Source organism: Streptococcus sp. HMSC064D12 (assembly GCF_001837205.1).
GTDB classification, from domain to species: Bacteria; Bacillota; Bacilli; order Lactobacillales; family Streptococcaceae; genus Streptococcus; species Streptococcus salivarius_D.
The window spans coordinates 17,317-39,382 of sequence record NZ_KV831740.1 but is presented as its reverse complement, the minus strand read 5'-3'; the positions used below and the strand labels follow the sequence as shown (position 1 = coordinate 39,382).

At 39.1% G+C, this 22,066-nt stretch carries 25 protein-coding genes; all 25 read right to left on the bottom strand.

The features are described from left to right. Positions 1-66: 66 nt before the first annotated feature. The 25 genes from HMPREF2697_RS05740 to HMPREF2697_RS05620 all read right to left on the bottom strand — a co-directional run bounded on the left by HMPREF2697_RS05740 (position 67) and on the right by HMPREF2697_RS05620 (position 21,856). Complete coding sequence (locus HMPREF2697_RS05740) at positions 67-540, bottom strand: ECF transporter S component (protein ID WP_014633687.1); 474 nt, start codon at positions 538-540, stop codon at positions 67-69. Next, positions 530-1,291 carry a bifunctional hydroxymethylpyrimidine kinase/phosphomethylpyrimidine kinase gene (locus HMPREF2697_RS05735; RefSeq protein ID WP_014633688.1) on the bottom strand — a complete coding sequence of 254 codons (762 nt, stop codon included), beginning with the start codon at positions 1,289-1,291 and terminating at the stop codon, positions 530-532. The genes HMPREF2697_RS05740 and HMPREF2697_RS05735 overlap by 11 nt, the downstream gene beginning before the upstream one ends. Further along, positions 1,284-2,030 (bottom strand): tRNA pseudouridine(38-40) synthase TruA, encoded by a 747-nt coding sequence (gene truA, locus HMPREF2697_RS05730; protein ID WP_045771756.1) that lies wholly within the window; start codon positions 2,028-2,030, stop codon positions 1,284-1,286. The genes HMPREF2697_RS05735 and truA overlap by 8 nt, the downstream gene beginning before the upstream one ends. 104 nt (positions 2,031-2,134) lie before the next feature. Further along, positions 2,135-3,268 (bottom strand): molecular chaperone DnaJ, encoded by a 1,134-nt coding sequence (dnaJ, locus tag HMPREF2697_RS05725; protein ID WP_002886399.1) that lies wholly within the window; start codon positions 3,266-3,268, stop codon positions 2,135-2,137. A gap of 348 nt (positions 3,269-3,616) precedes the next feature. After that, the gene (gene dnaK, locus HMPREF2697_RS05720; RefSeq protein WP_002886397.1) at positions 3,617-5,440 is read right to left on the bottom strand and encodes a molecular chaperone DnaK; all 1,824 of its coding nucleotides are present in this window, start codon (positions 5,438-5,440) and stop codon (positions 3,617-3,619) included. An 85-nt stretch (positions 5,441-5,525) separates the two neighbouring features. Beyond that, on the bottom strand, positions 5,526-6,050 hold the full coding sequence (grpE, locus tag HMPREF2697_RS05715; RefSeq protein ID WP_002886396.1) for a nucleotide exchange factor GrpE: 525 nt from the start codon (positions 6,048-6,050) through the stop codon (positions 5,526-5,528). A gap of 38 nt (positions 6,051-6,088) precedes the next feature. Beyond that, positions 6,089-7,123 carry a heat-inducible transcriptional repressor HrcA gene (gene hrcA / locus HMPREF2697_RS05710; RefSeq protein ID WP_004182170.1) on the bottom strand — a complete coding sequence of 345 codons (1,035 nt, stop codon included), beginning with the start codon at positions 7,121-7,123 and terminating at the stop codon, positions 6,089-6,091. A 193-nt stretch (positions 7,124-7,316) separates the two neighbouring features. Further along, positions 7,317-7,898: a glycoside hydrolase family 73 protein gene (locus HMPREF2697_RS05705; protein ID WP_014633693.1), complete on the bottom strand. Its 582-nt coding sequence runs from the start codon at positions 7,896-7,898 to the stop codon at positions 7,317-7,319. Then, the gene (locus HMPREF2697_RS05700) at positions 7,895-8,692 is read right to left on the bottom strand and encodes a M15 family metallopeptidase (RefSeq protein WP_049529381.1); all 798 of its coding nucleotides are present in this window, start codon (positions 8,690-8,692) and stop codon (positions 7,895-7,897) included. The genes HMPREF2697_RS05705 and HMPREF2697_RS05700 overlap by 4 nt, the downstream gene beginning before the upstream one ends. Next, complete coding sequence (locus tag HMPREF2697_RS05695; protein WP_049529380.1) at positions 8,679-9,383, bottom strand: histidine phosphatase family protein; 705 nt, start codon at positions 9,381-9,383, stop codon at positions 8,679-8,681. Before HMPREF2697_RS05695 ends, HMPREF2697_RS05700 begins: the two co-directional genes overlap by 14 nt. A gap of 114 nt (positions 9,384-9,497) precedes the next feature. After that, the gene (locus HMPREF2697_RS05690) at positions 9,498-10,835 is read right to left on the bottom strand and encodes a PFL family protein (RefSeq protein ID WP_002886391.1); all 1,338 of its coding nucleotides are present in this window, start codon (positions 10,833-10,835) and stop codon (positions 9,498-9,500) included. Positions 10,836-10,852: 17 nt separating this feature from the next. Beyond that, positions 10,853-11,119, bottom strand: coding sequence for an ACT domain-containing protein (locus HMPREF2697_RS05685; RefSeq protein WP_003092287.1), 267 nt, complete (start codon positions 11,117-11,119; stop codon positions 10,853-10,855). A 321-nt stretch (positions 11,120-11,440) separates the two neighbouring features. Next, complete coding sequence (locus HMPREF2697_RS05680; protein ID WP_049529379.1) at positions 11,441-12,658, bottom strand: CapA family protein; 1,218 nt, start codon at positions 12,656-12,658, stop codon at positions 11,441-11,443. Between the two features lie 169 nt (positions 12,659-12,827). After that, complete coding sequence (srtB, locus tag HMPREF2697_RS05675; protein WP_045771751.1) at positions 12,828-13,652, bottom strand: class B sortase, LPKTxAVK-specific; 825 nt, start codon at positions 13,650-13,652, stop codon at positions 12,828-12,830. Between the two features lie 94 nt (positions 13,653-13,746). Then, positions 13,747-14,385 carry an amylase-binding adhesin AbpA gene (gene abpA, locus HMPREF2697_RS05670; protein WP_002886387.1) on the bottom strand — a complete coding sequence of 213 codons (639 nt, stop codon included), beginning with the start codon at positions 14,383-14,385 and terminating at the stop codon, positions 13,747-13,749. A gap of 688 nt (positions 14,386-15,073) precedes the next feature. Then, positions 15,074-15,283 (bottom strand): helix-turn-helix transcriptional regulator, encoded by a 210-nt coding sequence (locus HMPREF2697_RS05665; RefSeq protein ID WP_002886384.1) that lies wholly within the window; start codon positions 15,281-15,283, stop codon positions 15,074-15,076. Positions 15,284-15,286: 3 nt separating this feature from the next. After that, positions 15,287-15,868 (bottom strand): hypothetical protein, encoded by a 582-nt coding sequence (locus HMPREF2697_RS05660; protein WP_049529378.1) that lies wholly within the window; start codon positions 15,866-15,868, stop codon positions 15,287-15,289. A gap of 192 nt (positions 15,869-16,060) precedes the next feature. Continuing rightward, a complete protein-coding gene (gene rpsI, locus HMPREF2697_RS05655) occupies positions 16,061-16,453 on the bottom strand; it encodes a 30S ribosomal protein S9 (protein ID WP_002886375.1) in 393 nt (130 codons plus the stop codon). 27 nt (positions 16,454-16,480) lie between these two features. Next, positions 16,481-16,927: a 50S ribosomal protein L13 gene (gene rplM, locus HMPREF2697_RS05650; RefSeq protein ID WP_002886374.1), complete on the bottom strand. Its 447-nt coding sequence runs from the start codon at positions 16,925-16,927 to the stop codon at positions 16,481-16,483. A gap of 250 nt (positions 16,928-17,177) precedes the next feature. Then, entirely contained in the window at positions 17,178-17,378 is a 201-nt protein-coding gene (locus HMPREF2697_RS05645) for a helix-turn-helix transcriptional regulator (protein WP_002886373.1), read from the bottom strand. A gap of 167 nt (positions 17,379-17,545) precedes the next feature. Beyond that, complete coding sequence (locus tag HMPREF2697_RS05640; protein ID WP_257375241.1) at positions 17,546-17,857, bottom strand: hypothetical protein; 312 nt, start codon at positions 17,855-17,857, stop codon at positions 17,546-17,548. A gap of 153 nt (positions 17,858-18,010) precedes the next feature. Further along, complete coding sequence (locus tag HMPREF2697_RS05635) at positions 18,011-18,871, bottom strand: DegV family protein (RefSeq protein WP_013989934.1); 861 nt, start codon at positions 18,869-18,871, stop codon at positions 18,011-18,013. 8 nt (positions 18,872-18,879) lie between these two features. Beyond that, positions 18,880-19,395, bottom strand: coding sequence for an NYN domain-containing protein (locus HMPREF2697_RS05630; protein ID WP_002886370.1), 516 nt, complete (start codon positions 19,393-19,395; stop codon positions 18,880-18,882). Positions 19,396-19,397: 2 nt separating this feature from the next. After that, positions 19,398-20,141 (bottom strand): 23S rRNA (guanosine(2251)-2'-O)-methyltransferase RlmB, encoded by a 744-nt coding sequence (gene rlmB, locus HMPREF2697_RS05625; protein WP_002886369.1) that lies wholly within the window; start codon positions 20,139-20,141, stop codon positions 19,398-19,400. A 47-nt stretch (positions 20,142-20,188) separates the two neighbouring features. Next, positions 20,189-21,856, bottom strand: a complete 1,668-nt coding sequence (locus tag HMPREF2697_RS05620) for a hypothetical protein (protein WP_002886368.1) — start codon at positions 21,854-21,856, stop codon at positions 20,189-20,191. Between the last annotated feature and the right edge of the window lie 210 nt (positions 21,857-22,066).

Below are 22,066 nucleotides of genomic sequence, written 5' to 3'. Positions count from 1 at the left end.
AGTTAAGACAACTTTTACATCTTATCACCCAAATCAATACTTGTCAATAGGGTTTTAGTAAAACTATTAACCTTTTTTAGATTGAACCTTTTTGAATCCTTGATACAATACCCATCCAACGACTAGGCCGAGAGCGTTTTGGCAGAAATTAGGAATCACTTCTGCGATTGAAGCTCCTGTTCCATACATAAATACTGAAGCAAGTGCATAGCCACCCACCATCACAATTGTAGCAATCAGAAGGCCTAGGATACGATAGTTACCTTTAAATCCAGCAAAATAACCTTGTGCACCATGGATTAACAAACTAATAAACATCCATTGCGGAGCAGATGATAGCAAATCTATCAAAAATGCAGATAATCCTCCTACAATTGCTCCTTCTTTCTTGCCAAGATAGAAGGCTGTGAAGTAGATTCCTGCATCTACCAAAGTTAAAAGCCCTGTTGGAGTCGGAATTTTAGCTACGAATCCAAAGGTCACTGATAAAGCCGTTAAGATAGCTAATAATGTTAGCTCTTTTGTTTTCTTATTTTGCATATTGAACTACTCCAAATTCATTTGATTGTTTAATTGATTCATAAACGAAGGCTTTAGCATTTGCCACAGCTTCAGTTTCTGAACATCCTTTGACTAATTCACTAGCTATACTTGAAGCAAATGTACATCCTGCACCGGTATTATTTTTATCCAGCACAGCTTCTTCAAACAATTTGTAGTCTGTTCCATCATAAAAGACATCTATCGCTTTATTACCATCCAAGCGATTTCCACCTTTGACAACGACAGTCTTAGCACCTAATTCATTGAGATAGCTAGCCGCATGCTTCATGTCAACAATAGTCTTAACATTTCTATCTATAAGCAGTTCGACTTCAGGTAAGTTCGGAGTGATAACCGTGGTATAAGGGAAAAATTTAACCAATTCATCACGTAGTTGAGAAACTTCAACGTCATGAGTCTCCTTACATACTAAAACGGGATCCAAGACAATTGGAATATCAGAATGTTTTTTAACAAAATCCAACGTTAATTCCGCGATTTCAACGTTAGGCAACAAACCAATTTTAATTGCTGAGAATGGGATATCTTTTAGTGAGTCAAGTTGTTGTTTAAAAACATTAGTATCAACCGGAATAACCTCAAAACCATTCTCAGTCATAGCTGTCAGACAGGTAAGAGCCACAAATCCATGTTGTTTATTAGTGGTAAACGTCGCTAAGTCTGCATGAAGTCCGCCACCACTAAAAATATCATTCCCCGAAATCGCTAAAATCAATTCATCACTCATATCTTATCTCCTTCAAATATAATCCATTTCCTGCTGCTGTTGGTCCTGCGAGATTACGATCACGACTTTCCAACACTGTCTTAACTTGCGAAACAGGCATGCGACCATTGCCAATCTTCAACAAGGTGCCGACCATATTTCTAACTTGCTTATAGAGAAAACCATTCCCAGAAAAAGTAAAGATATAAAATCCAGTTTTCTCATCGATAGATACACTAGCTTGTGTAATTGTGCGTACTTTATTTTCTACAGAAGTTCCTGAAGCTGTGAAGCCTGTAAAATCATGTGTGCCGACCAAATCCTTAGCAGCCTCCTGCATAGGTGCTAAACTTAGAGGGTAGGGATAGTGGGTCGCATAATTACGCATCATAGGGTTCTTAGGTCGCCCTGCATCTACTAAGAACTCATAAGTTTTACTGTGTTTATTGTATCGTGCATGAAATTCTTCTGATACGAGTTCGATACTAACAACATCAATATCATCTGGACATTGCGTATCCAAACCAAAACGTAACTTCTCTGAATCCCGCTCCTGGGGCAAATCGAAGTGTATAACTTGTCCATAGGCATGAACACCTGCATCTGTACGACCCGCTCCATGAACGGTGACAGGTGTTCCGCTATTTAACCGTAAGAGAGTCTTTTCAAGTTCTTCTTGAATAGAACGTGCATTTGGTTGTCTTTGAAAACCTGAGAAAAGTGTACCATCATAGGAAATTGTCGCTTTGTATCTAACCATAAAATTATCATATCAGATTTTTTCAAGGATAAAAAGTAGGTCGATTGTCAACTGACCCCATACAGCTTTGACATAAAGAAAAAGACGCTTTCAGCGTCCTTCCTTTATAAATCTTCTAAGGCATCCTTTACTTTATTGAAGAAACCTTTTTTCTGTGGTGCGATTTTTTCATCTCCACTTGCCTTGGCGAATGCAAGGAGAGCTTCTTTTTGAGCATCGTTTAGCTTCGTAGGAGTTACAATCTTAACTGTAACGTGTTGGTCTCCTTGTGAACCTCCACGAAGACGTGGAGCACCCTTTCCTTTTAGACGGAAAGTTTTGCCTGTTTGAGTTCCTGCTGGAATAGTCATCTCAACGTTTCCGTGAACTGTTGGTACTTCGACAGTATCACCAAGAGCGGCTTGGACAAAAGAAATGTTAAGTGTATAGTAAATTGTTGATCCATCACGAGTAAACTTATCGCTTGGATTAACATTGATGATTACAAAGAGGTCTCCATAAGGACCACCATTGAAACCAGCTTCACCTTGACCTGCAAGACGGATTTGTTGACCTGTTTCAACACCTGCTGGAATCTTGACAGATACTTTGTGGCTTTGTTTTTCATGTCCTGTTCCGTGACAAGTTTGACATGGCTCTTTAATTTCTTGACCTGTTCCATGACAGACATCACAGGTTACTTGACGACGCATCATACCAAGTGGCGTTTGCGTATCGACATTGATAACCCCTTGACCATGACAGCGACCACAAGTTACAGGGCTAGTTCCAGGTTTTGCACCAGATCCTGAACATGTCTTACATGTTGCTTCACGATTGTAGTGAACTTCTTTTTCGGCACCAAAAATCGCCTCTTCGAAGCTTAGGTTGACACGGTACTGAAGATCATCACCTTGACGTGGAGCATTCGGGTTACGAGTAGCACCACCACCAAAGAAGCTAGAGAAGATATCCTCAAAGCCACCAAAGCCTGCACCACCATCGAAGCCACCAAAGCCTCCTTGACCACCAAAACCATTCGCACCATCTGGTCCGTATTGGTCATAGGCTGCACGTTTTTGGTCATCACTTAAAGTTTCGTAGGCCTCTTGGACCTCTTTATATTTTTCTTCCGCACCTGGTTCTTTATTAATGTCTGGGTGGTATTTCTTAGACATCTTACGATAGGCACGTTTAATTTCATCTTGAGAGGCATCCTTAGATACCCCAAGACGATCGTAATATTCGGTATTGTTCATACAAGATACTAAGAGCGAACAGAAAGCGACTGAAATTTAGGAAACCGACAAGAAATCATGATTTCTTAGGAGGTTTATCTAATTTCCTAGCTTTCCGCTCGTGTTCAATTCCTCGAACACTCTTTGTTCCTTTCTATTTTATATTTGTTACGATACGAAGTAAAACTATATCTTATATTCACTTCACTTATTTTAGCGAAAAACAGAGGCTGGTTTGCAACCTCTGGATTTCTTTTTATCATTTACTAGCTAAGCTCAACACCTTACCGAACTGAGCACGCCCTAACCTCTTGGTGAAAAAGAGAAATCTTCCTATTTTCACTGTGAAGTTTTAACGGACTTTGCATCTTATTTTTCAGTAAACTCTCCGTCTACGACGTCGTCGCCTGAGTTATCTGCTGTTTGTGCACCTTCTGCTCCTGCTTGAGCTTGTTGTGCTGCTGCAGCTTGTTCATAAAGTTTAACTGCAAGAGCTTGAGCTTTTTCGTTAAGAGCTTCCAATTTAGCCTTCATGTCATCAAGATTGCCTGATTCTTGAGCTTTCTTAAGGTCATCAAGAGCTGATTGAGCAGCATCACGTTCTGTGTCGAAGCCTTTACCTTCTGTTTCTTTGATTGTTTTTTCAGTCGCAAAGATAGCTTGGTCAACTTCGTTACGAAGATCTACTTCTTCTTTACGTTTTGCATCTGCTTCAGCATTTGCTTCAGCATCTTTCATCATCTTTTCAATTTCTTCGTCTGTCAAACCAGAGTTAGATTGGATGACAATTGTTTGTTCTTTTTGAGTTCCAAGGTCTTTAGCTTTAACAGATACGATACCGTTCTTATCAATATCGAAAGTAACTTCGATTTGTGGGATACCACGAGGTGCAGCTGGGATATCAGTCAATTGGAAGCGCCCAAGAGTCTTGTTATCCGCTGCCATTGGGCGTTCACCTTGAAGAACGTGGATGTCAACGGCTGGTTGGTTATCTGCTGCAGTTGAGAAGACTTGTGATTTAGATGTTGGAATAGTAGTGTTGCGGTCAATAAGTTTTGTGAACACTCCACCCATTGTTTCGATACCAAGTGACAATGGAGTTACGTCAAGAAGGACAACGTCTTTGACATCACCAGTGATAACACCACCTTGGATAGCAGCACCCATGGCAACTACTTCATCAGGGTTAACTGATTTGTTTGGTTCTTTACCAGTTTCAGCTTTAACAGCTTCTACAACGGCAGGGATACGAGTTGAACCACCGACAAGGATAACTTCGTCAATATCTGACAAGCTCAAACCTGCATCTGAAAGGGCTTGACGAACTGGAGTTTTCGTACGTTCTACAAGGTCACGAGTCAAATCATCGAATTTAGCACGAGTCAATGTCATTTCCAAGTGAAGAGGTCCAGCCTCACCAGCAGTGATGAATGGCAAGCTGATTTGTGTTGAAGTGACACCAGAAAGGTCTTTCTTAGCTTTTTCAGCTGCGTCTTTCAAACGTTGAAGAGCCATCTTGTCTGTTGACAAGTCGATTCCATTTTCTTTCTTGAATTCTTCAACCATGTGGTCGATGATTTTTTGGTCAAAGTCATCACCACCGAGTTTGTTATCCCCTGCAGTTGCCAATACGTCAAAGACACCGTCACCAAGTTCAAGGATAGATACGTCGAATGTACCACCACCAAGGTCGAATACCAAGATTTTTTCTTCTTTATCAGTCTTATCCAAACCGTAAGCAAGGGCTGCTGCTGTTGGTTCGTTGACGATACGTTCTACTTCAAGACCAGCGATTTTACCAGCGTCTTTTGTTGCTTGACGTTGGGCATCATTGAAGTAAGCTGGAACTGTGATAACTGCTTTAGTTACTTTTTCACCAAGATAATCTTCAGCATATCCTTTCAAGTATTGAAGAATCATAGCTGAAATCTCTTGTGGTGTGTATTCTTTACCGTTTGCAGAAACTTTTTCAGAAGTACCCATCTTAGATTTGATAGAGATGATTGTATCTGGGTTTGTTACTGCTTGACGTTTTGCAGCGTCACCAACGATGATTTCACCGTTTTTGAATGACACAACAGATGGAGTTGTGCGGTTACCTTCTGGGTTTGCGATAATTTTTGATTCAGTTCCTTCAAGAACTGCTACTGCTGAGTTTGTTGTACCTAAGTCAATACCAATGATTTTAGACATATGTTTTCCCCTTTTTACTTTAATTTCTATTTTGCTTTTTTTATCTTTCATTCATAGTTTTCTGTCATTTCGGACAAGTTTTCAATTAATTATATACAACTACCATAGCTGGACGTAAGACGCGTTCGTGGAGTTTATACCCTTTTTGGAAAACTTGTGCAATCGTGTCTGCTGGATGTTCATCATCTGCAGGCATTGTTTGAATTGCCATGTGGAAGTTATGATCGAAATCACCATCAGCTGGAATTTCTTCAATTCCTTCCTCTTTAAGAGCATGCACTAAACTTTCTTGCACCATTTCCAAACCTTTTTTGACATCATCAGTCAAGCCCTCAACGGCAAGAGCACGTTCAAGGTTATCAAGTGATGGCAAAATCGCTTTTGCCAAATCTTGGCTACGATACTTTTGCAATTGTTGACGTTCTTCATTTGCACGTCGCTGAATGTTTTGCATTTCTGCATGGGCACGAAGGTATTTGTTTTCAAATTCTTCGGCACGCGCTTGGGCTTCTTCAAGTTCAGAAGGTTCGCTTACTTCCTCTACAACTTCTTCAGTTGTCTCCGTAGCTTCCTCTTCTTTCACTTCTTCTTTTTTAATATCTTCAGTCAAGGCATACACCTCTTTCTATACTTTTTAAATGTTACATCTTAGCTAACTTCATAATGGTTACTATTGAGGTAACGGTAATAATCCGTCAACTTCATAACCAAAACTCTACTAATAACATTGACCAAACTAACCATGCGACGATAATCCATTTCAACTGGACCAATCACATGCATGAGTGCCATCCCACGATAAGGAATCAGGAATTTATGACTCATAACTGTGACATTTTCAAGCGCTTCTTCAGTTGATTCTGCAACCGAAATCTTGGTCACTTCATCATCGGAGATAGCTGATCGAAGCTCAAGTGCCACATGTTGTGGATTGTCCAAAAATTGATAGGTTTTTAAATCGGCATAAGTCAGTGATGCAACCTTACCTTCGATGAAAATCAATTCCTTAAAAAGTTGTGAAAAGATATAATCAAACAAATCTAGAACATTATCTGTTATTTTGAAATACTTTTGCACAATCTGAGGAATCTCAGTTCTCAATCGGTAATGGATATCTAAGACAGTGTTTCCCAAAAAACGTTCTTGAACAAGCTTATGAAGAATTTCCAAATCACTAGACAAGAAATTTTTTGGAATAGCAAATTGAACTGTCACAGGCTTAGATTCATCTAGAGTAAGAACCGCTAAAGCGTCGTGATTGGACAGATGAACAATGTCAAATCCAGTCAGACGTTGTCGTGTCGGTTCCACATCTTGAATCACTGCTGTACATCCTGTCATTTCTGCCAGCAGCTTCGCCGCCGCATCCAAGATATCTTCAAGTTTAAAGGCTTCAAAATCAAAGGCCTTAACCACTTGATAAACATCTTGTTCATCAATCGTATCAAGATTCAAAGAATTAGCGACGAAATACTGGAAACCTGCTCGGCTTGGCATACGCCCACTAGAAGTATGAGCTTTTTCAAGATAGCCCATCTTTTCAAGCTTGGCCATGTCATTACGAATGGTCGCTGAACTCGAATCAATTGATTCTTGTAATGCTTTCGAACCAACCGGTTCATGTGTACGAGTGAACATCTCAACTATCAAATTCAAAATAGTGTTTTGCCTTTGCGTAATCACGATGTCACCTCATTTCTATTTATTAGCACTCTAATGCATCGACTGCTAACTTATGATTCTATTATACACCTAAACTTGAACATGTCAACCCAAAAAACCAAAAAAATTAGCACTCTTTTTGTAAGAGTGCTAAAAATACATCTTAAGACCTAGAAAAGTTAAAAAAGAGCACCTCAGAAGCACTCTAATCTTATCAATCATATTTTGACAAATGATAGGTCTCAATAATAGATATGAGGTGTTTGGCATAATCTGGATCACTGCTAAAACCCGCAGCTTGTAGTTTTTCTGCCGCAACTTTATAACTAGTCGTTCCTGCCACCTCTTTATAGGTCGACTCGCCCCACGTTCCTTGGCGAAGTTCTTCTAAATAAGTCATCATAGAACTTGACCAATCCTTAAAAACTGCAAAATCCACCTTTTGGTATTGCCATTTCCCTTTACTGTAGATACTATCCTTTAAACGAATACGTTCTTGACCTGGCTGAGCAGGGAGACTGTAGATGTTATGATATTTAACAGATAAAAGACTGCTACCATAATTTGACTCATATGCAGCTTGACTAAGGAGAATAGACGCAGGTACACCATAGTTTTTAGACATCTTTTGAGCTGTTGGAGCTAAGGTCTCAATAAATTCTTGCTGTGTGTAAGCAACCTTTACCGCACGAGCATTATCAGCTGTAGAGGCATGAAGAATCAAAGGTAAGAGAATACCTAAAGCAAAAACAACAACTAAGGTAATGAAGGCTTTTAGTTTAAAACGTCGTCTCACTTAGATTTCTCCTTTAATAATGCCAAATATTCCTCCAAAGTAAGATTATGTTCAGTCATATACTCTGCTGACTCTTTACCAACATAGCGGAAATGCCAATCCTCGTAGCCTACACCCGTTGACGATGTTTTACCATCTGGAAAACGAAGAACAAAGCCATATTTCGGCGCCAACTCTTTGACTTTAGCTACTGTATCTGGATCTGCTTCATTTAAGCTATCTACAGTACTCATATCAATCGCAAGACCTGTTTGGTGTTCACTCGCTCCTGGTGGTTGTGAATAGGTTTGAACCTTTTTCTCCGCCTGAGACTCCGTCAAACTTGGGTCAGCAGCCATTTCCTGTTGAACATAACTGTTATAAAGTTCTGTCTGATAAGCAACACTACGATAACCTGATATCAAGTGATAACTTGGATCAATTTCTTGAGCAGCTGCTAAAAACTCCTTAACGTTCTTAGCAATTCTTGCATCTACAGAAACACCATCGACATCAGCAATCTCAGGGTTAAGTTCTTTAGACTTATTATCTCGATTTACCAAAAGCAATTGCCAGTCTTTAGGCGATACATCAGGTAGTCCCTTTGCATCCTTGCTTTGAGTCGCATCGGTAGCTTGCTTACTACTTTTTGTTACTGACGATCCATTGGTTTGTTGGACTGTACGACTGACACCAAATACTGAATAAAGTCCTGCTGCAATCAAAAGCATCGCAATCAAGACACTACTGATAACCAAAAACCAGTTGGTTTGCTTTTTCGCCTGACGGCGACTTGGATAGTTATTTTTTACCATTTTCTTTTTCTATTATCTCTCGCCCAACCTGACGATAAGTCATATCGCCAAGTGCTTCTAATGTAAATTTACCATTTTCATAAGCAACAACAGTAACCGAACCGTTGTCCAATGAAGGATGCTCGACAGAAGGATCAATTAACCAAGCAAAGGTTGCAATGGTCATGCCGTGACTAACGACGATAGCATTACCGCCACCAGACCTCTCAAGATTTTCTGCAATAGCTGTGAACCCCTCTAAAATACGTTTTCTGAGCACTTCCCAAGGCTCTGCCCAACCAGCCGTATCCACATCAAGGATACCTTGTGCAAGCTCAGGATAAGTTACCTCATGCAAATCCTTACCTTGAAAAACATCTGTTCTCGGTAGCACACCGTAGAAAAGTTCACCGTCATAGCCACCATCTAAACTACCAAAACACCACTCACGAATACGTTTGTCACGTTTATAAGGAATAGTTTCTAAACCCGTCTCACGTAAAATGATATCCATAGTTTGAATCGTTCGACCTGAATCACTAGAATATGCGGCCTTGAAAGGGACACCTGCTGCTTTCAGACCTACTCCCAATTCACGAATACCTTCTTCACCGAACGGGGTCAAAGGGCTATCAGACCAACCTTGTGCACGACCAATGGTGTTAAACATCGTTTTGCCGTGTCTCGCAATATACAACTTAACCTTACTCATAGCACCCCTTCTTTCCGTCATTTTTGAATTCATTATAGCACAAATCCCCTCGACTATCTAGCCAACGAGACCATCAGAAAATGCCTTACCAATTGGCAAAGCATTATCATACACTTAGTTTTTAAAGCTGTGAACAGGAGCTGGGATTTGACCACCACGCGCAATGAAATCAGCCGATGAAGCCTTGTTTACTTTCATTACTGGTGCATAACCAAGAAGACCACCAAGTTCCAACATGTCACCTTCCTTACCATAAGGAATGATACGAACAGCTGTTGTTTTCTGGTTAATGACACCGATAGCCGCTTCATCAGCAATCATGGCCGCGATTGTTGTATCTGGCGTATCAGCAGGAATAGCAATCATGTCTAGACCAACAGAACAGATAGCTGTCATAGCTTCCAATTTTTCAAGGTTGATATGACCAGATTGAACCGCAGCAATCATACCTTCATCTTCAGAAACTGGAATAAAGGCACCTGACAAACCACCAACTTGGTTACATGCCATGATACCGCCTTTTTTAACTTGGTCGTTAAGAAGGGCTAGAGCTGCAGTAGTACCATGCGTACCAACAACTTCAAGACCCATCGCTTCAAGTACACGGGCTACTGAATCACCAACTGCTGGTGTTGGCGCAAGAGACAAATCTACAATACCAAACTCGACACCAAGACGTTCGCTGGCCATTTGACCAACTAACTGACCAACACGTGTGATTTTGAAGGCGGTCTTCTTAACTGTTTCAGCTAGAACATCGAAACTTTCACCTGGAACTTTCTCAACTGCACGTTGCACAACACCAGGACCTGAAACCCCAACATTGATTACAACATCAGCCTCACCAACACCGTGGAAGGCACCTGCCATAAATGGATTATCTTCAACCGCATTAGCAAAGACCACCAATTTACCTGGGCCCATTGGATCTGCCTCAGAAGCCTCTTTGATGATACGTCCCATGTCACGTACTGCTGTCATGTTAATACCAGTCTTTGTTGAACCAATGTTGACAGATGAGCAGACAAAATCAGTCTCTGCAAGCGCACGTGGAATAGAATTAATAAGAATCTCATCACCTTTTTGATAGCCCTTTTGAACGAGTGCAGAGAAACCACCAATAAAGTTAACGCCGATTTCCTTAGCTGCTCGGTCTAATGCCTTCGCAAAAGGTACATAGTCTGTTGCATCTGTTGCCGCACCGATGATTGAGATCGGAGTAACAGACACACGTTTATTAACAATCGGAATACCAAGTTCAGCTGCAATTTCGTCACCAACAGCTACCAAATTTTTAGCCTTAGATACAATCTTGTTATAGACTTTTTCCGCCGCCTTATCGATATCTGAATCGATACAGTCTAGGAGTGAAATCCCCATGGTAATGGTACGAACATCAAAGTTCTGCTCCTCAATCATGGCAATGGTTTCTGTGACCTGTTTAATATCCATTTTAAGCTACTCCTATCTTACAAGTTGTGCATAGCATCAAAAATTGCTGAGCTTTGGATGTTGATTTTAACATTCAATGACTCACCAAAGGCTTCCAATTCCGCACGTAGGTGTGTAAAATCTTGTTTGTCTTCCGATGATACAACCGCCATCATGGTAAAGAATTCATCAAGAACTGTTTGAGAGATATCATCAATATTCAAGCCAAGTTCTGCCACCTTAGTCGCAACACCCGCAACAATACCTGCTTTGTCCTTACCTACAACTGTAATAATCGCTTTCATGAGAAGCCTCCATCATTTTATTTTGTATAATTTTAGCATATTTTGATTAAAAATGCTATTTTTTATGAAATTTGCATCTTTTTTCTTGAAAAAGACGAATGTTTCCGAGAATTTTAACTAATATCGTTTATGAAAACATCCTCTCTTTGACCCAACTACTTGTGGATAAACTTGTTCACAACCTAAATAATTTCCTTCTTTTAAAACCTTGAAAAATCAAGATTCAACACTACCCACAGACTTATCCACAGGTGTGGATAAGTCTGTGGGTAACTTGTCGATAAACAAAAAATATCGCCAAATTCAGGCGATATCTTAGCTTTATTTCCATTTTAAATTAACATGGGCATTCATTTCTTTATATGCAGTATCTATACGCTCTTTGGTTTCTTCATCAAGTTTATTTCTATATTTACCACCCTTAATGAAATCCTCTAAAATATAAGTTTGGTAAGTATACAAAGGATATCCCTCTGGTGAAGTTGTTCCTTTAGGCGTACGGTTAACCCAAGTCGGATGTGCTTGAGCAGTCTTAATCGTGGTTTGACCATTCTTTTTCTCAAGGGTGACATCCATTAAGACACCCCTCTCTGTCCACTCTGCACTATCCACACCATCCATAGTCTCTATGCGCTGGTTTGAGATAAAATTCCCCATTGAGTAAATAATAAGTTTTTGCTGTCCATCCTTTTTAACCACCTCAGAAGGTTCTACCACATGAGGATGACCTCCAAAGATAATATCAGCACCCCAATCAATCATCTTATGATAGAGTTTAACCTGTTCATCTGTCGGTTCCAAACGATATTCAACACCCATCTGAGGCATGATAACCGTGATATCCGCTTCTTTTTCGGCACGCTGAATCTCGGATTTCATACGTTTTTCATCCAAATTCGATAAGTGGTCTGCAACCTCTTTATCCGTCAAGTTCGACTCTAGGCCATTGTAACCATAAGCATAGGAAAGTATTGCAACTTTGATACCATTAACATTCTTGATGAGCAGTGGCGCCTTGTCTCGCACCGGCTTTTCGTAAACACCAATAGGATCAATTCCCACTTTTTTTAAAGCATCAGCCGTTGTAAAAGCTCCCTCTAAACCAGAATCCAAGATATGATTATGGGCCAAATCCATAACATCATAACCAGCATCCTTAATAGCTGCTGTCACTGATTGAGGAGCATTAAACAGAGGATAGCCTGACAAAGGATAATCAGGATTAATCGTTCCCTCGAAATCACCCAAAACCAAATCAGCCTGCTTTAACCACGGCTTCACATAAGTAAAATTCTCCGTGAAATCATAGCTACCATCTGACTGAAGGGCACTCATATAGAGACCGTCATGATAGAGCAAGTCCCCATTAGCCATGATACGTGCTGTCTGTACCTGGTTTGAGGCATTCTTTTGCTGTTCATTCTTACTATGAACAATTAAAATCTCAAGAAAAAGCAAACCTAAGACGAGAGCAATCAACCCCATCAAAATCTTATTAGTCATCGCATTGTCACGCTTTTTAGCTTGGCTCTGTTTCATAACACTCTCCTTTTTCATACTACTAGTGTACCAAAAAAACTGATCCATTAATGATAAAAAAGATTAACAAACAGTTACATCTCACCCTTATAACAACTTTAAAAATACAGTAGCTCTGTTCAAATAAAATAAAAACCCTACTTCACGAGAAGTAGAGTTCTGTTAATGATTATCGTGTTGGTGTGTATTCCAAATCTTTTCCATGTTTAGCTACAAAGTCAGACATCTCAGAGTCTGGAATTTGACGCAAGTAGAGATTGGCACGAATCGTTGGATCTTCCTCACGACAAGTCGAAAGAACGAGGTATTTATCTGAAGCACTAACCTTCAAATCCTTGTTTTTAACATCAGCCGTATCATAGATAATATCTAATTGTTCCTTAAAATCCTTATCATCTTTGAATGATGTACGGTAGAAAGCTGTATCCTCAGGAACAATAACCATCGCAAAAGCTTCATAATAATACTTTCTTTGAGGGGTTTCTACAACAACATACTTGTGTTTGTCAAAAAACGACTGATCACTGTAGTAGTTAACATCATTAAACATACGATGGTCTTCTACCTGACTTCCTCTAGCGTGACCAAAAAGCCAAGTCAAACGGTCACTAAAATCTTTCTTATTGTCTGTATCCATGAATACAGTACCAAACAGAGGCTTATTACCTCCTTCGAAAGTTTTATCTAGATATGTAGAATTATCTTTAGTTTGTACAACAGGCTCATCTAATTGAGTGCCTGGTGCATAGATATAAGCAATCGTATCTGAATTAGTTGCAGAAAGACCATCAAACTTCGACTTGAGATACTTCTTTTCATCATCGGTAGGTTTATAGTTACTGACTTGAGTAACCTTATTCCCAAGTGAATGAGCATTGTTTCCTGTAAAAAGTTTGACTCCACCAATAATCACTAATCCTAATACAAGAATGGATGCCAAAATACTTAAGGATTTTTTATTTAAGATCTTCGTGCTACTATTGCGTTTACTCATAAATCTCTACTCTCTCTTCATTTTATTATTAATAATAAAATATCACTGAAGCCTAACTTCAGTGATATTCTTGGTAATAACTAGTAATCACTAATTATTTTACTGCCGCAGTATTTGGAAGAGCTTTTGCTTCTGCTTTAGAACCTGATTTGTTTTCTTTAACTGCTTTAGATTTTTCTTCTGCTTTTTTAGCTTTTTCTGCTGAAGTTTGAGCTTTTTTCACATCTTCTTGTGATGGAGCAGTTTTATCTTCTGCTTGAGCTCCATGTTCCGCTTCATAACGAGCGTTCTTTTGTTCTGGAGTTTCATTCAAAATGTAGTAATTACCTTCTTTTTTAGAAGCAGTATTCCATTTCTTTTGAAGTTCTTCAGTGTAACGGTTACGAACGTTGTTACGAGCAGTATTCAAAGCTGATTCATAAGCTTCTTTCTTTTCAGTGTAAAGGTGTGATCCGCCTTCAACCGCATCAAATTCAGATTTAGCTGCAACTACTGCTGGATCTTGAGCTGCTTCAGCATCGATATCTTCTTGATGCCCTGCCAAGTATTCATTTACTTTACGAGCATTTTCAAATTCTGTTTGAGCGTTGTAGGCATCATTCACACCACCACCTGTTGTTGGTTGGTCATATGCTCCTGGAGTGTTAGCTCCACCATTGATATCCGCAACTGCTGGCGCTGCAGCCGCAAAAAGCGCAAGAACTGCTGCTGAAGTAAGCAATACTTTTTTCATAATTAATTCTCCTCTATAAACAACTTATTTTTTTATCAGGTATTCCCGATACCCATTGATTATAACACTATTTAGAGATATGTCAACATTTTTTAAAAAATTTTTTTGAATTTTAATATATCCTACAATTCGCACAAATAATGGGTTTTTAGAACATACTAACCAATAGTTATGATTAACTATTTTTAATTTTAGTGTTATTTTGAGCATTTTGTTATGGCTTACCTTAAGTTAAAATACAAAAGAACATCCATATATAAAAGCATAATTTGTAAAATATACATTCTTTATTATGATAACTTTTATTTCAAAACCTCAAATAATCTTTGTTGAAGATAAAAAACTCTTGATTTCAATAAATTTGAAGTGCAGAACAATATCATCCTCCAAATGAATGTATTCATTCACTTTTATCATTTTTGTATGATAACTACATAATATGCAAGACCTCACAATTGAATAGATTAGAGAAATATTAGCATTTTTGAGAGTATTTCCACCTAAAAAGTTCTATTATTGGTTAAAATTCTTGAAAAATAAACTATTATCTTATTTTTTTGAAAGCGTTTCAACTAAAATGTTATTACGAAAAACTCCTTTGAAAATACTCCCTTTTACCACTACCTCGCCATAGAATAACAAGTTTCCAAAAACTGATACACAAATCAATTCGATTGTTTTACTTCTCTTATTTCAGACGAAATAGTTCTTCCACTTGTTTATTAAAGACTTGCGCTATTTTTAAAGCCATTTCCAACGAAGGGTTGTAGCGGTTATTTTCCAAGTGAACAATCGTTTCTCTCCGTATTCCTACTTGATCTGCTAAATCTTGTTGAGTCATACCATAAGCTTCCCTTACTTCTTTCAAGTTAGTCTTTATTTTACTTTCTTTCGCCATATTTCATCCCCTTTTTTCAGTGATAAAGTAAGTAATGGCAAATAATAAGAGTAAAAAAGCCACCAAAATATAAAGAAATCCAGCATTCAAAACGAAAACTTTACAGACAGCTATCAATGTTGCAATTCCCAATAATATAAAGATTGCTATTGTAAACAAAATGGAAGAAGACTTTGCAATATTTCTATAAAATCGTTCATCGGGTTCTTCATTAATCCTCTTGAATAAGAAGTAAAACATTAATAACAATTGAACACTTAATCCAATTCCTAACATTATATTCTTAATCAAAGAACCAGGAGTTAGAAGCCAAACTCCAATAGTATAGATTGAGGACGAGAGAAATACAAGCACTGTATATAATTTTGCAGTAATCCCAAACATGTTTTTCTCTTTCTTTTGATAGGTTGATTTTGAGAGGACCGTTACCATCGTACAAACCAAATACGAAGGAAGCCAAGCCGTCGTCATAATAGCACCTTTCGCTAGAATCGGTAGGTGATTCCCCAGCAATAATACTAAACATACAACAATAAGCACGCTAGCGATATAAAGAATCATCTTTAAGTTCTTCGACATTTTCATTTTCTCCATCTCCTTTTAATGTGTTATAAATATATCACATCTTATCTGTTATAAATATATCACATTGTTATAAGAATTTCAAGATGAAGACAAAACTCTAGTAAGATTTTGAACACTTTTCAGAAATCTATACAAAAAACACCTTGCAAACTGCAAAGTGTTTTCGTTTGTATTCTGCTTTCCAGCAACGAATTAACGTTTTGAGAACTGGCTAGCTTTACGAGCTTTCTTAAGACCTGGTTTCTTACGTTCAACCATACGTGCATCACGAGTAAGAAGTCCAGCGCGTTTCAATGAATCGCGGAAGTCTGGATCTACTTGAAGAAGTGCACGAGCGATACCGTGACGGATCGCACCTGATTGACCAGCGTATCCACCACCTACAACGTTAACGTGTACGTCGTATGAACCTTCAGTTGAAGTAACTGCAAAAGGTTGGTTGATAACGAGACGAAGGTCTGCGTGTGGGATGTATTCTTCTACATCTTTTTTGTTAACAGTGATTTTACCAGTACCTGGAACCAAACGTACGCGTGCAACGGCGTTTTTACGGCGTCCTGTACCTGTATATTGTGCTTGTGCCATTATATTAGTGCTCCTTTCCTCTTAGAATTAGATAAGTCCTGAGATATCAAGTACTTCTGGTTGTTGTGCAGCGTGAGTGTGCTCACCGCCAACGAAGACTTTCAATTTCATACCTTGTGCGCGTCCAAGAGTGTTGTGTGGAAGCATACCTTTAACTGATTTTTCGATCAAACGAACAGCATTTTTAGAACGAAGTTCACCTGCTGAGATTTGTTTCAATCCACCTGGGTACATTGAGTGAGTGTAGTAGATCTTATCAGTTGCTTTTTTACCAGTCAATTTAACTTTTTCAGCATTGATAACAATTACGAAGTCACCTGTATCAGTGTGTGGTGTGAAAGTTGGTTTGTTTTTTCCGCGAAGTACGCTAGCAACTACTGCAGAAAGACGTCCAAGTGGCACATCAGTTGCGTCAACGACATACCATTTACGTTCAACTTGGCCTGGTTTAGCCATAAATGTTGTTTTGTTCATGATTTCTCCTATATATAGTTCGATTTTTGTTTACGAGTGATGGGTGTTCCTTCCCATCGAAAAGTATTTGGAAGGTTCCGGGGCCTTTCAAATGGGGTAAACAATACCGTTTAACATAATATCAAAAAAACACGTCCAAGGCAAGTCATTTGGAGGTGTTTTTCTTTTATTTTTTGTATTTTTTTAGTCTCTCATTTTATAAGGTGTAAGACTAGAAATCATGCCTAAATAACCTCTAAGTGAGTACAAACTAATCCTCAGATTCCCAAAAAAGCTGGTCTAAAGTTTTGTCCAGAGTTTTGCAGATAGCAATACACAGATTTATAGTAGGGTTATAATCACCTTTTTCAATAGCTGAGATGGTCTGCCGAGAAACTCCTATAGCATCTGCCAAGCCTTGTTGAGTGAGATCCTTTGCTACACGAGCTGACTTCATTTTTAAATTTTTCATTCAAAAATCCTATTCTTCGTTTTCTAGTTCTTCCAAACGGTTCTTCTTGATTCTTTTAATGATAACCCAGCAGTCACAAATAAGAGTCAAACCCAATGTCAAAAATGCTACACTACTCATAAGATTCTTCCCTATCTTAAACGACTGAAATAGACTTAAAAGGCCCATTAGCGATATAAAATTCCCAAAAGACACATTACCCAGGATAATATGAGCATCTTCTTCTCAAGTTTTTTGTCTAGCAACCATGGATGCCCATTACGTGATACGCTGTGAACTAATACTAGGCACATAGAACCAAAGAAAGTGATGATTAATAGTGACTGCACTAATTCGATGGAGTGGGTCTTACTAGCAACCATAATCGTTACAAATATACCAAGCATGGCTATCCAATAACCTCTAGCAGAAGATTCTCCGCTGATCAACTGAGCACGCTCATCCATCGTGCTAGCTACTTTTTTCTGTGACTTTTTCATTTTGTTTCCTCCATTTTCTAGATTAATTATAGTATTATTTTACACTATGTCAAATATATCATTCATTTTGTATAGATTATCTTTTTATATTCTATTAATCTATCATTTCAGAAAACAAAAAAATCAGATAGGAAAGCCTATCTGACACTTTTTCTATCTAGCTTCTTTACCAATCGTAAAGACGGCTAAAGTATCCGGTCCGACGTGAGTAGAGATGACTGGCCCAAGTGGCATAATGAGAACTTGCTCAATGCCGTCAACTGCTAACAATTGTTCTTTTAGATTCTCCGCCGCTTCAATATCATTGGCATAAGCGACAATTGCTGTGCTATGTCCAATATCCTGGGTAGCTTGTAGGACCATTTCTTTAATGGCTTTTTTACGTCCACGGATTTTGGCCAGAGGAACCAACTTGCCTGAAGCGTCCAACCAAAGAAGGGGTTTGATATTAATCAAACTACCAATAATAGCTGAGCTTTTAGAAAGGCGACCCCCACGCATGAGATGGTAGAGATCATCAACTAAGAAATAGGTCCGTAAACGTGGCAGAATGTCCTCAATCATGGCTTTTGTTTCAGATAAGCTCTTACCTTGGTCACGAGCTTCTGCCGCCAAAATAGAAAGATAACCTTCCCCACCTGCTGCCGCCAGGGTATCTACAATCTCAATGATAGCTTCTGGGTATTCATCCAAAATCATGTCACGCGCCATAACAGCACTTTGATAAGTACCTGAAAGCACTGATGAGAAGGCAATATAGAGAAGAGCATCACCATTTTTAGCATGACGACGAAAAACCTCTTCAAATTGACCAACATTCACCTGGCTTGTGGTTGGCTGACTGCCTTCTTGCATACGTTCTAAGAGACGGTCACTCGTTAAACGGTTAGGGCCAACGGTCTCATAGGCAATATCATCAAGCGTGATGGTCAAACCAACGAGCTCTACCTTATTCTCCTGAGCCCATTTTTCATCTAGATCTGCTGTGGAATCTGTCAAAATATTAAATGTCATATATCCCTCTATTCTATTTCATTTAAAAGGTCCTGTAATTTCCCTAATTGTGCATCGTCCCAAGGACGTAGTTTTGGTGTCTTTAAGTCAATATGTGCCGACATCTTGTCTAGGTCAGACTTAACGGTATTGACACGCTCTTCCAACTCACGCGCCGAAACACGTAAAGCCCCTTGCGAAAAGATAGCCCACTGTTCATTTAAGTCACTAGTTGCCACTTCAACTAGATTTTGAACAGTATTCATCTCAGCCGCTGCGCGCTCAATATAGCTATCTGCTGTCTCATCTTCCTCAGTAAAAATAACACTGATACGATACTGATCATAACGCTGACGGCTCCCTGGAACAAACTGAGCATCAAATACACAGATAATATCAATATGTTCAAAGTTAGCATAATGATTAAGCTTACGAAGCAATGTTTCACGAGCTTGATCAAGCTGATTGGTCTTAAAAAGTTGACGGGTTTCTTGCCAAAAGGCAATCATATTATAACCATCAACTAGAAGTATTCTTTTTTTCATAGTTACAATCGGTTTCGATAAACTTCATACATGAGAACTGCAGCTGCCACACTGGCATTAAGGCTCTGCACATGACCACTCATAGGAATAGTAATCATCTCATCCACTTGCTTCTTGATGTTAGCAGAGATTCCCTTGCCTTCATTACCAATGATAAGGGCAACCTTCCCAGCTGTGTTCCATTTATGAGATGGTGTGCCATCCATATCTGTCCCAAATACCCAGAAGCCTGCTTCTTTAAGTTTATCAAGAGTTTGGCTAAGATTGGTCACTCGAGCAATGGGAATATGTTCCACTGCCCCTGTTGATGTCTTGGCAACGACAGGTGTTACCCCCACAGCACGATGCTTAGGAATAATAACTCCTGTCACCTGAGTAGCATCAGCTGTACGTAGGATAGAACCAAAGTTATGAGGATCGTTGAGTCCATCTAAAATGAGGACTAGAGGATTCTCCTCTTGTTCAGCCTTATCCATAATAACTGAGAGTTCAGAATAAGCGAACTCTGACACACGAAGAACAAAACCTTGATGCACAGCTCCACCTGTCATATCAGACAGGGTTTTCTTAGGTGTCCAAGAGATGGAAACCTTCTTTTCAGCTGCCAAAGCCTTAATAGCATCAACATTTTTCCCTCGAAGATCATCTTGAATATAGAGTTTATTACCAGTATTTGCTTCCAGACTCTCTGTTACGGCATGCACACCATAAACAATGTCTAGACTTGATTCTTTAGTTGTTTTCATAAGCTAATTCTATCATAAAAAAAGCCCTCTTACGAGGGCAAAGCATGTTAAATAAATGTAATTGCTGCTAGGTAAAGCACTAGAAGAACGAGAACAACAGTTGCAGCAGCCAAAGCTTGCTTACCAATTGTATCTGGATCTGAGATTGATTCTGCAATCTTTCTCGCAGCTTGAGTAATGGTTTTACCTGCTGCTTGGAAGATATCAATTGAACCTGTGCTTGTTGAACTATTTCCAGAAATCGCTGAAGACCAACCACTCAAAACCTCAGCAATTTGTTCTGCCAATTGCTGTGTTAGCGCTCTAGTTGTCTCAGCCAACTCATTAACAGCCGTAGCTTGTATATGATTGGCTGTTTCAGTGTAGCTATTTGCACTGGTATTATAAGTAACCGGTACAGTCGTTGTTGATGAATACTGATTCCTACGGTAACTATCAGGTGTCACTGGACGCTCACCTTCATTGAAGACACTGAAGGTTTGTGTCAGGTAATGAATATTGTTATTCGTATCAATCAACTCAAAGGTCATTTTATGAATACCAGTTGTTTGCTCTGCCAAATGGTAGGCACTCAAACCAGCATTGACCTCATCCAGAGTTCCTTCAACAAAGTAACTGTGATGAATTTGTTTGCCATCAAGGACTAGATTAAGGCCCTTAATCTTCTTACCTTCCATCTTGTTAACATCAAAGTTGACGTTAAAGATTTCACCACGTGCTAAATAAAGAATATCTGTATTCCCTGTAACAGCAGGTTGATCTTCAAGAAGCGCTCCAGTACTGTCTCGTTTTGGAACAACGGTATAAACTTCAGAAGTGATTGGAGTTGCTAAGATTTCTGAAGTAAGTCCATCCGTAAAGGTTACCTCTGACGAATAGGTCAAACTCTCACTTTGCAACATAGAAACCACTACAGAAGTTTCAAAGACCTCAGAAGTTGATGATGAATCTTTCCAGCCAACCGTAAGGACAGTTAAGCTATCTTCTGAATTATTATTTAACTGACTCGTTTCTGGAGCCGTAGATGCAAGAGAGCTTGCAGTGCTTGCAGACTCAGAAGCGACTTCAGAAGTTGCAATAGCTTGGCTAGTAGGAGTCGCACTTACAGATGTCGTATGAGAATCCAGTGAAGAATACTCTGATTTTTCTATAACTGCATGTGTATTTCCAGCAAGTTCAGATGTGTATAGTGTGCTTTCACTCTTATACATTGAAGTCACAGCTTGAGACTCTGCAGTCGCTGTAGCCTCATGAGACTTATCATAAGTAAGCACAATATTTGGTTTTGCTTGTTCAGAATCAGATGTTGGGTTTGCATCTCCTCGTTCAGATGCCGCTACTGATCGATCCTCACCAAAAGCCTGGGCACGAGCCTCTTCTGAATGAGGTGTCGTCGTAGAAACACTAGTCTCCACGATATCAACTTGAGAATGTACCTCAAGAAGCCCCTCATCTGTCTCACTTGAAGAGACAACCATCAGTGACGTTGAGGTCACTACTGAACTTACTTGACTCGCTGACTCTGCCTTAGCTCCTACTGAAGAAAAATCAGCCTGAGGAGCAACTGGAGCCGGTGCCTCACTATTAACATAATCTATTTTAGCTTCATCAGGTTTTACCTGAACTTCATCTGCTTTACCTGTTTGAAGCGTAAAGCTAGATAAAATCAAAGCAGCAAAAGTTGTATAGAAAACTTTTTTCTTAGCTATTTCCATTCACCTCCTCATTTTTTAGATGGCCTCATTTACTAATATTATAGACTTTTTTTTTACTTTCTGTCAAATTAGTTTTATTAAAAAACGCTATTATATCGGGGTTTTACACGTGTCAGACATCCCTTAACTTTCTCATTTTCAAGGTGCTAAATATTAGTTTCATCTTATTTTTTATTGTCAAGACGCTGAATTACTTTGATTATCAAATAA

Excerpts from the sequence above, each read along its gene's own strand:
- dnaK (WP_002886397.1), bottom strand. The coding sequence starts at position 5,440 with ATGTCTAAAATCATTGGTATTGACTTAGGTACAACAAACTCAGCAGTA.
- HMPREF2697_RS05645 (WP_002886373.1), bottom strand. The coding sequence starts at position 17,378 with ATGAAAAATTTAAAAATGAAGTCAGCTCGTGTAGCAAAGGATCTCACT.
- HMPREF2697_RS05695 (WP_049529380.1), bottom strand. The coding sequence starts at position 9,383 with ATGAGTAAGGTTAAGTTGTATATTGCGAGACACGGCAAAACGATGTTT.
- HMPREF2697_RS05735 (WP_014633688.1), bottom strand. The coding sequence starts at position 1,291 with ATGAGTGATGAATTGATTTTAGCGATTTCGGGGAATGATATTTTTAGT.
- HMPREF2697_RS05660 (WP_049529378.1), bottom strand. The coding sequence starts at position 15,868 with ATGAAAATGTCGAAGAACTTAAAGATGATTCTTTATATCGCTAGCGTG.
- HMPREF2697_RS05635 (WP_013989934.1), bottom strand. The coding sequence starts at position 18,871 with ATGACATTTAATATTTTGACAGATTCCACAGCAGATCTAGATGAAAAA.
- srtB (WP_045771751.1), bottom strand. The coding sequence starts at position 13,652 with ATGAGTAAACGCAATAGTAGCACGAAGATCTTAAATAAAAAATCCTTA.
- HMPREF2697_RS05685 (WP_003092287.1), bottom strand. The coding sequence starts at position 11,119 with ATGAAAGCGATTATTACAGTTGTAGGTAAGGACAAAGCAGGTATTGTT.
- HMPREF2697_RS05700 (WP_049529381.1), bottom strand. The coding sequence starts at position 8,692 with ATGGTAAAAAATAACTATCCAAGTCGCCGTCAGGCGAAAAAGCAAACC.
- HMPREF2697_RS05620 (WP_002886368.1), bottom strand. The coding sequence starts at position 21,856 with ATGGAAATAGCTAAGAAAAAAGTTTTCTATACAACTTTTGCTGCTTTG.
- HMPREF2697_RS05680 (WP_049529379.1), bottom strand. The coding sequence starts at position 12,658 with ATGAAACAGAGCCAAGCTAAAAAGCGTGACAATGCGATGACTAATAAG.
- rlmB (WP_002886369.1), bottom strand. The coding sequence starts at position 20,141 with ATGAAAACAACTAAAGAATCAAGTCTAGACATTGTTTATGGTGTGCAT.
- HMPREF2697_RS05640 (WP_257375241.1), bottom strand. The coding sequence starts at position 17,857 with ATGAAAAAGTCACAGAAAAAAGTAGCTAGCACGATGGATGAGCGTGCT.
- HMPREF2697_RS05630 (WP_002886370.1), bottom strand. The coding sequence starts at position 19,395 with ATGAAAAAAAGAATACTTCTAGTTGATGGTTATAATATGATTGCCTTT.
- dnaJ (WP_002886399.1), bottom strand. The coding sequence starts at position 3,268 with ATGAACAATACCGAATATTACGATCGTCTTGGGGTATCTAAGGATGCC.
- HMPREF2697_RS05690 (WP_002886391.1), bottom strand. The coding sequence starts at position 10,835 with ATGGATATTAAACAGGTCACAGAAACCATTGCCATGATTGAGGAGCAG.
- HMPREF2697_RS05740 (WP_014633687.1), bottom strand. The coding sequence starts at position 540 with ATGCAAAATAAGAAAACAAAAGAGCTAACATTATTAGCTATCTTAACG.
- rplM (WP_002886374.1), bottom strand. The coding sequence starts at position 16,927 with ATGAACAAAACAACATTTATGGCTAAACCAGGCCAAGTTGAACGTAAA.
- rpsI (WP_002886375.1), bottom strand. The coding sequence starts at position 16,453 with ATGGCACAAGCACAATATACAGGTACAGGACGCCGTAAAAACGCCGTT.
- truA (WP_045771756.1), bottom strand. The coding sequence starts at position 2,030 with ATGGTTAGATACAAAGCGACAATTTCCTATGATGGTACACTTTTCTCA.
- abpA (WP_002886387.1), bottom strand. The coding sequence starts at position 14,385 with ATGAAAAAAGTATTGCTTACTTCAGCAGCAGTTCTTGCGCTTTTTGCG.
- HMPREF2697_RS05665 (WP_002886384.1), bottom strand. The coding sequence starts at position 15,283 with ATGGCGAAAGAAAGTAAAATAAAGACTAACTTGAAAGAAGTAAGGGAA.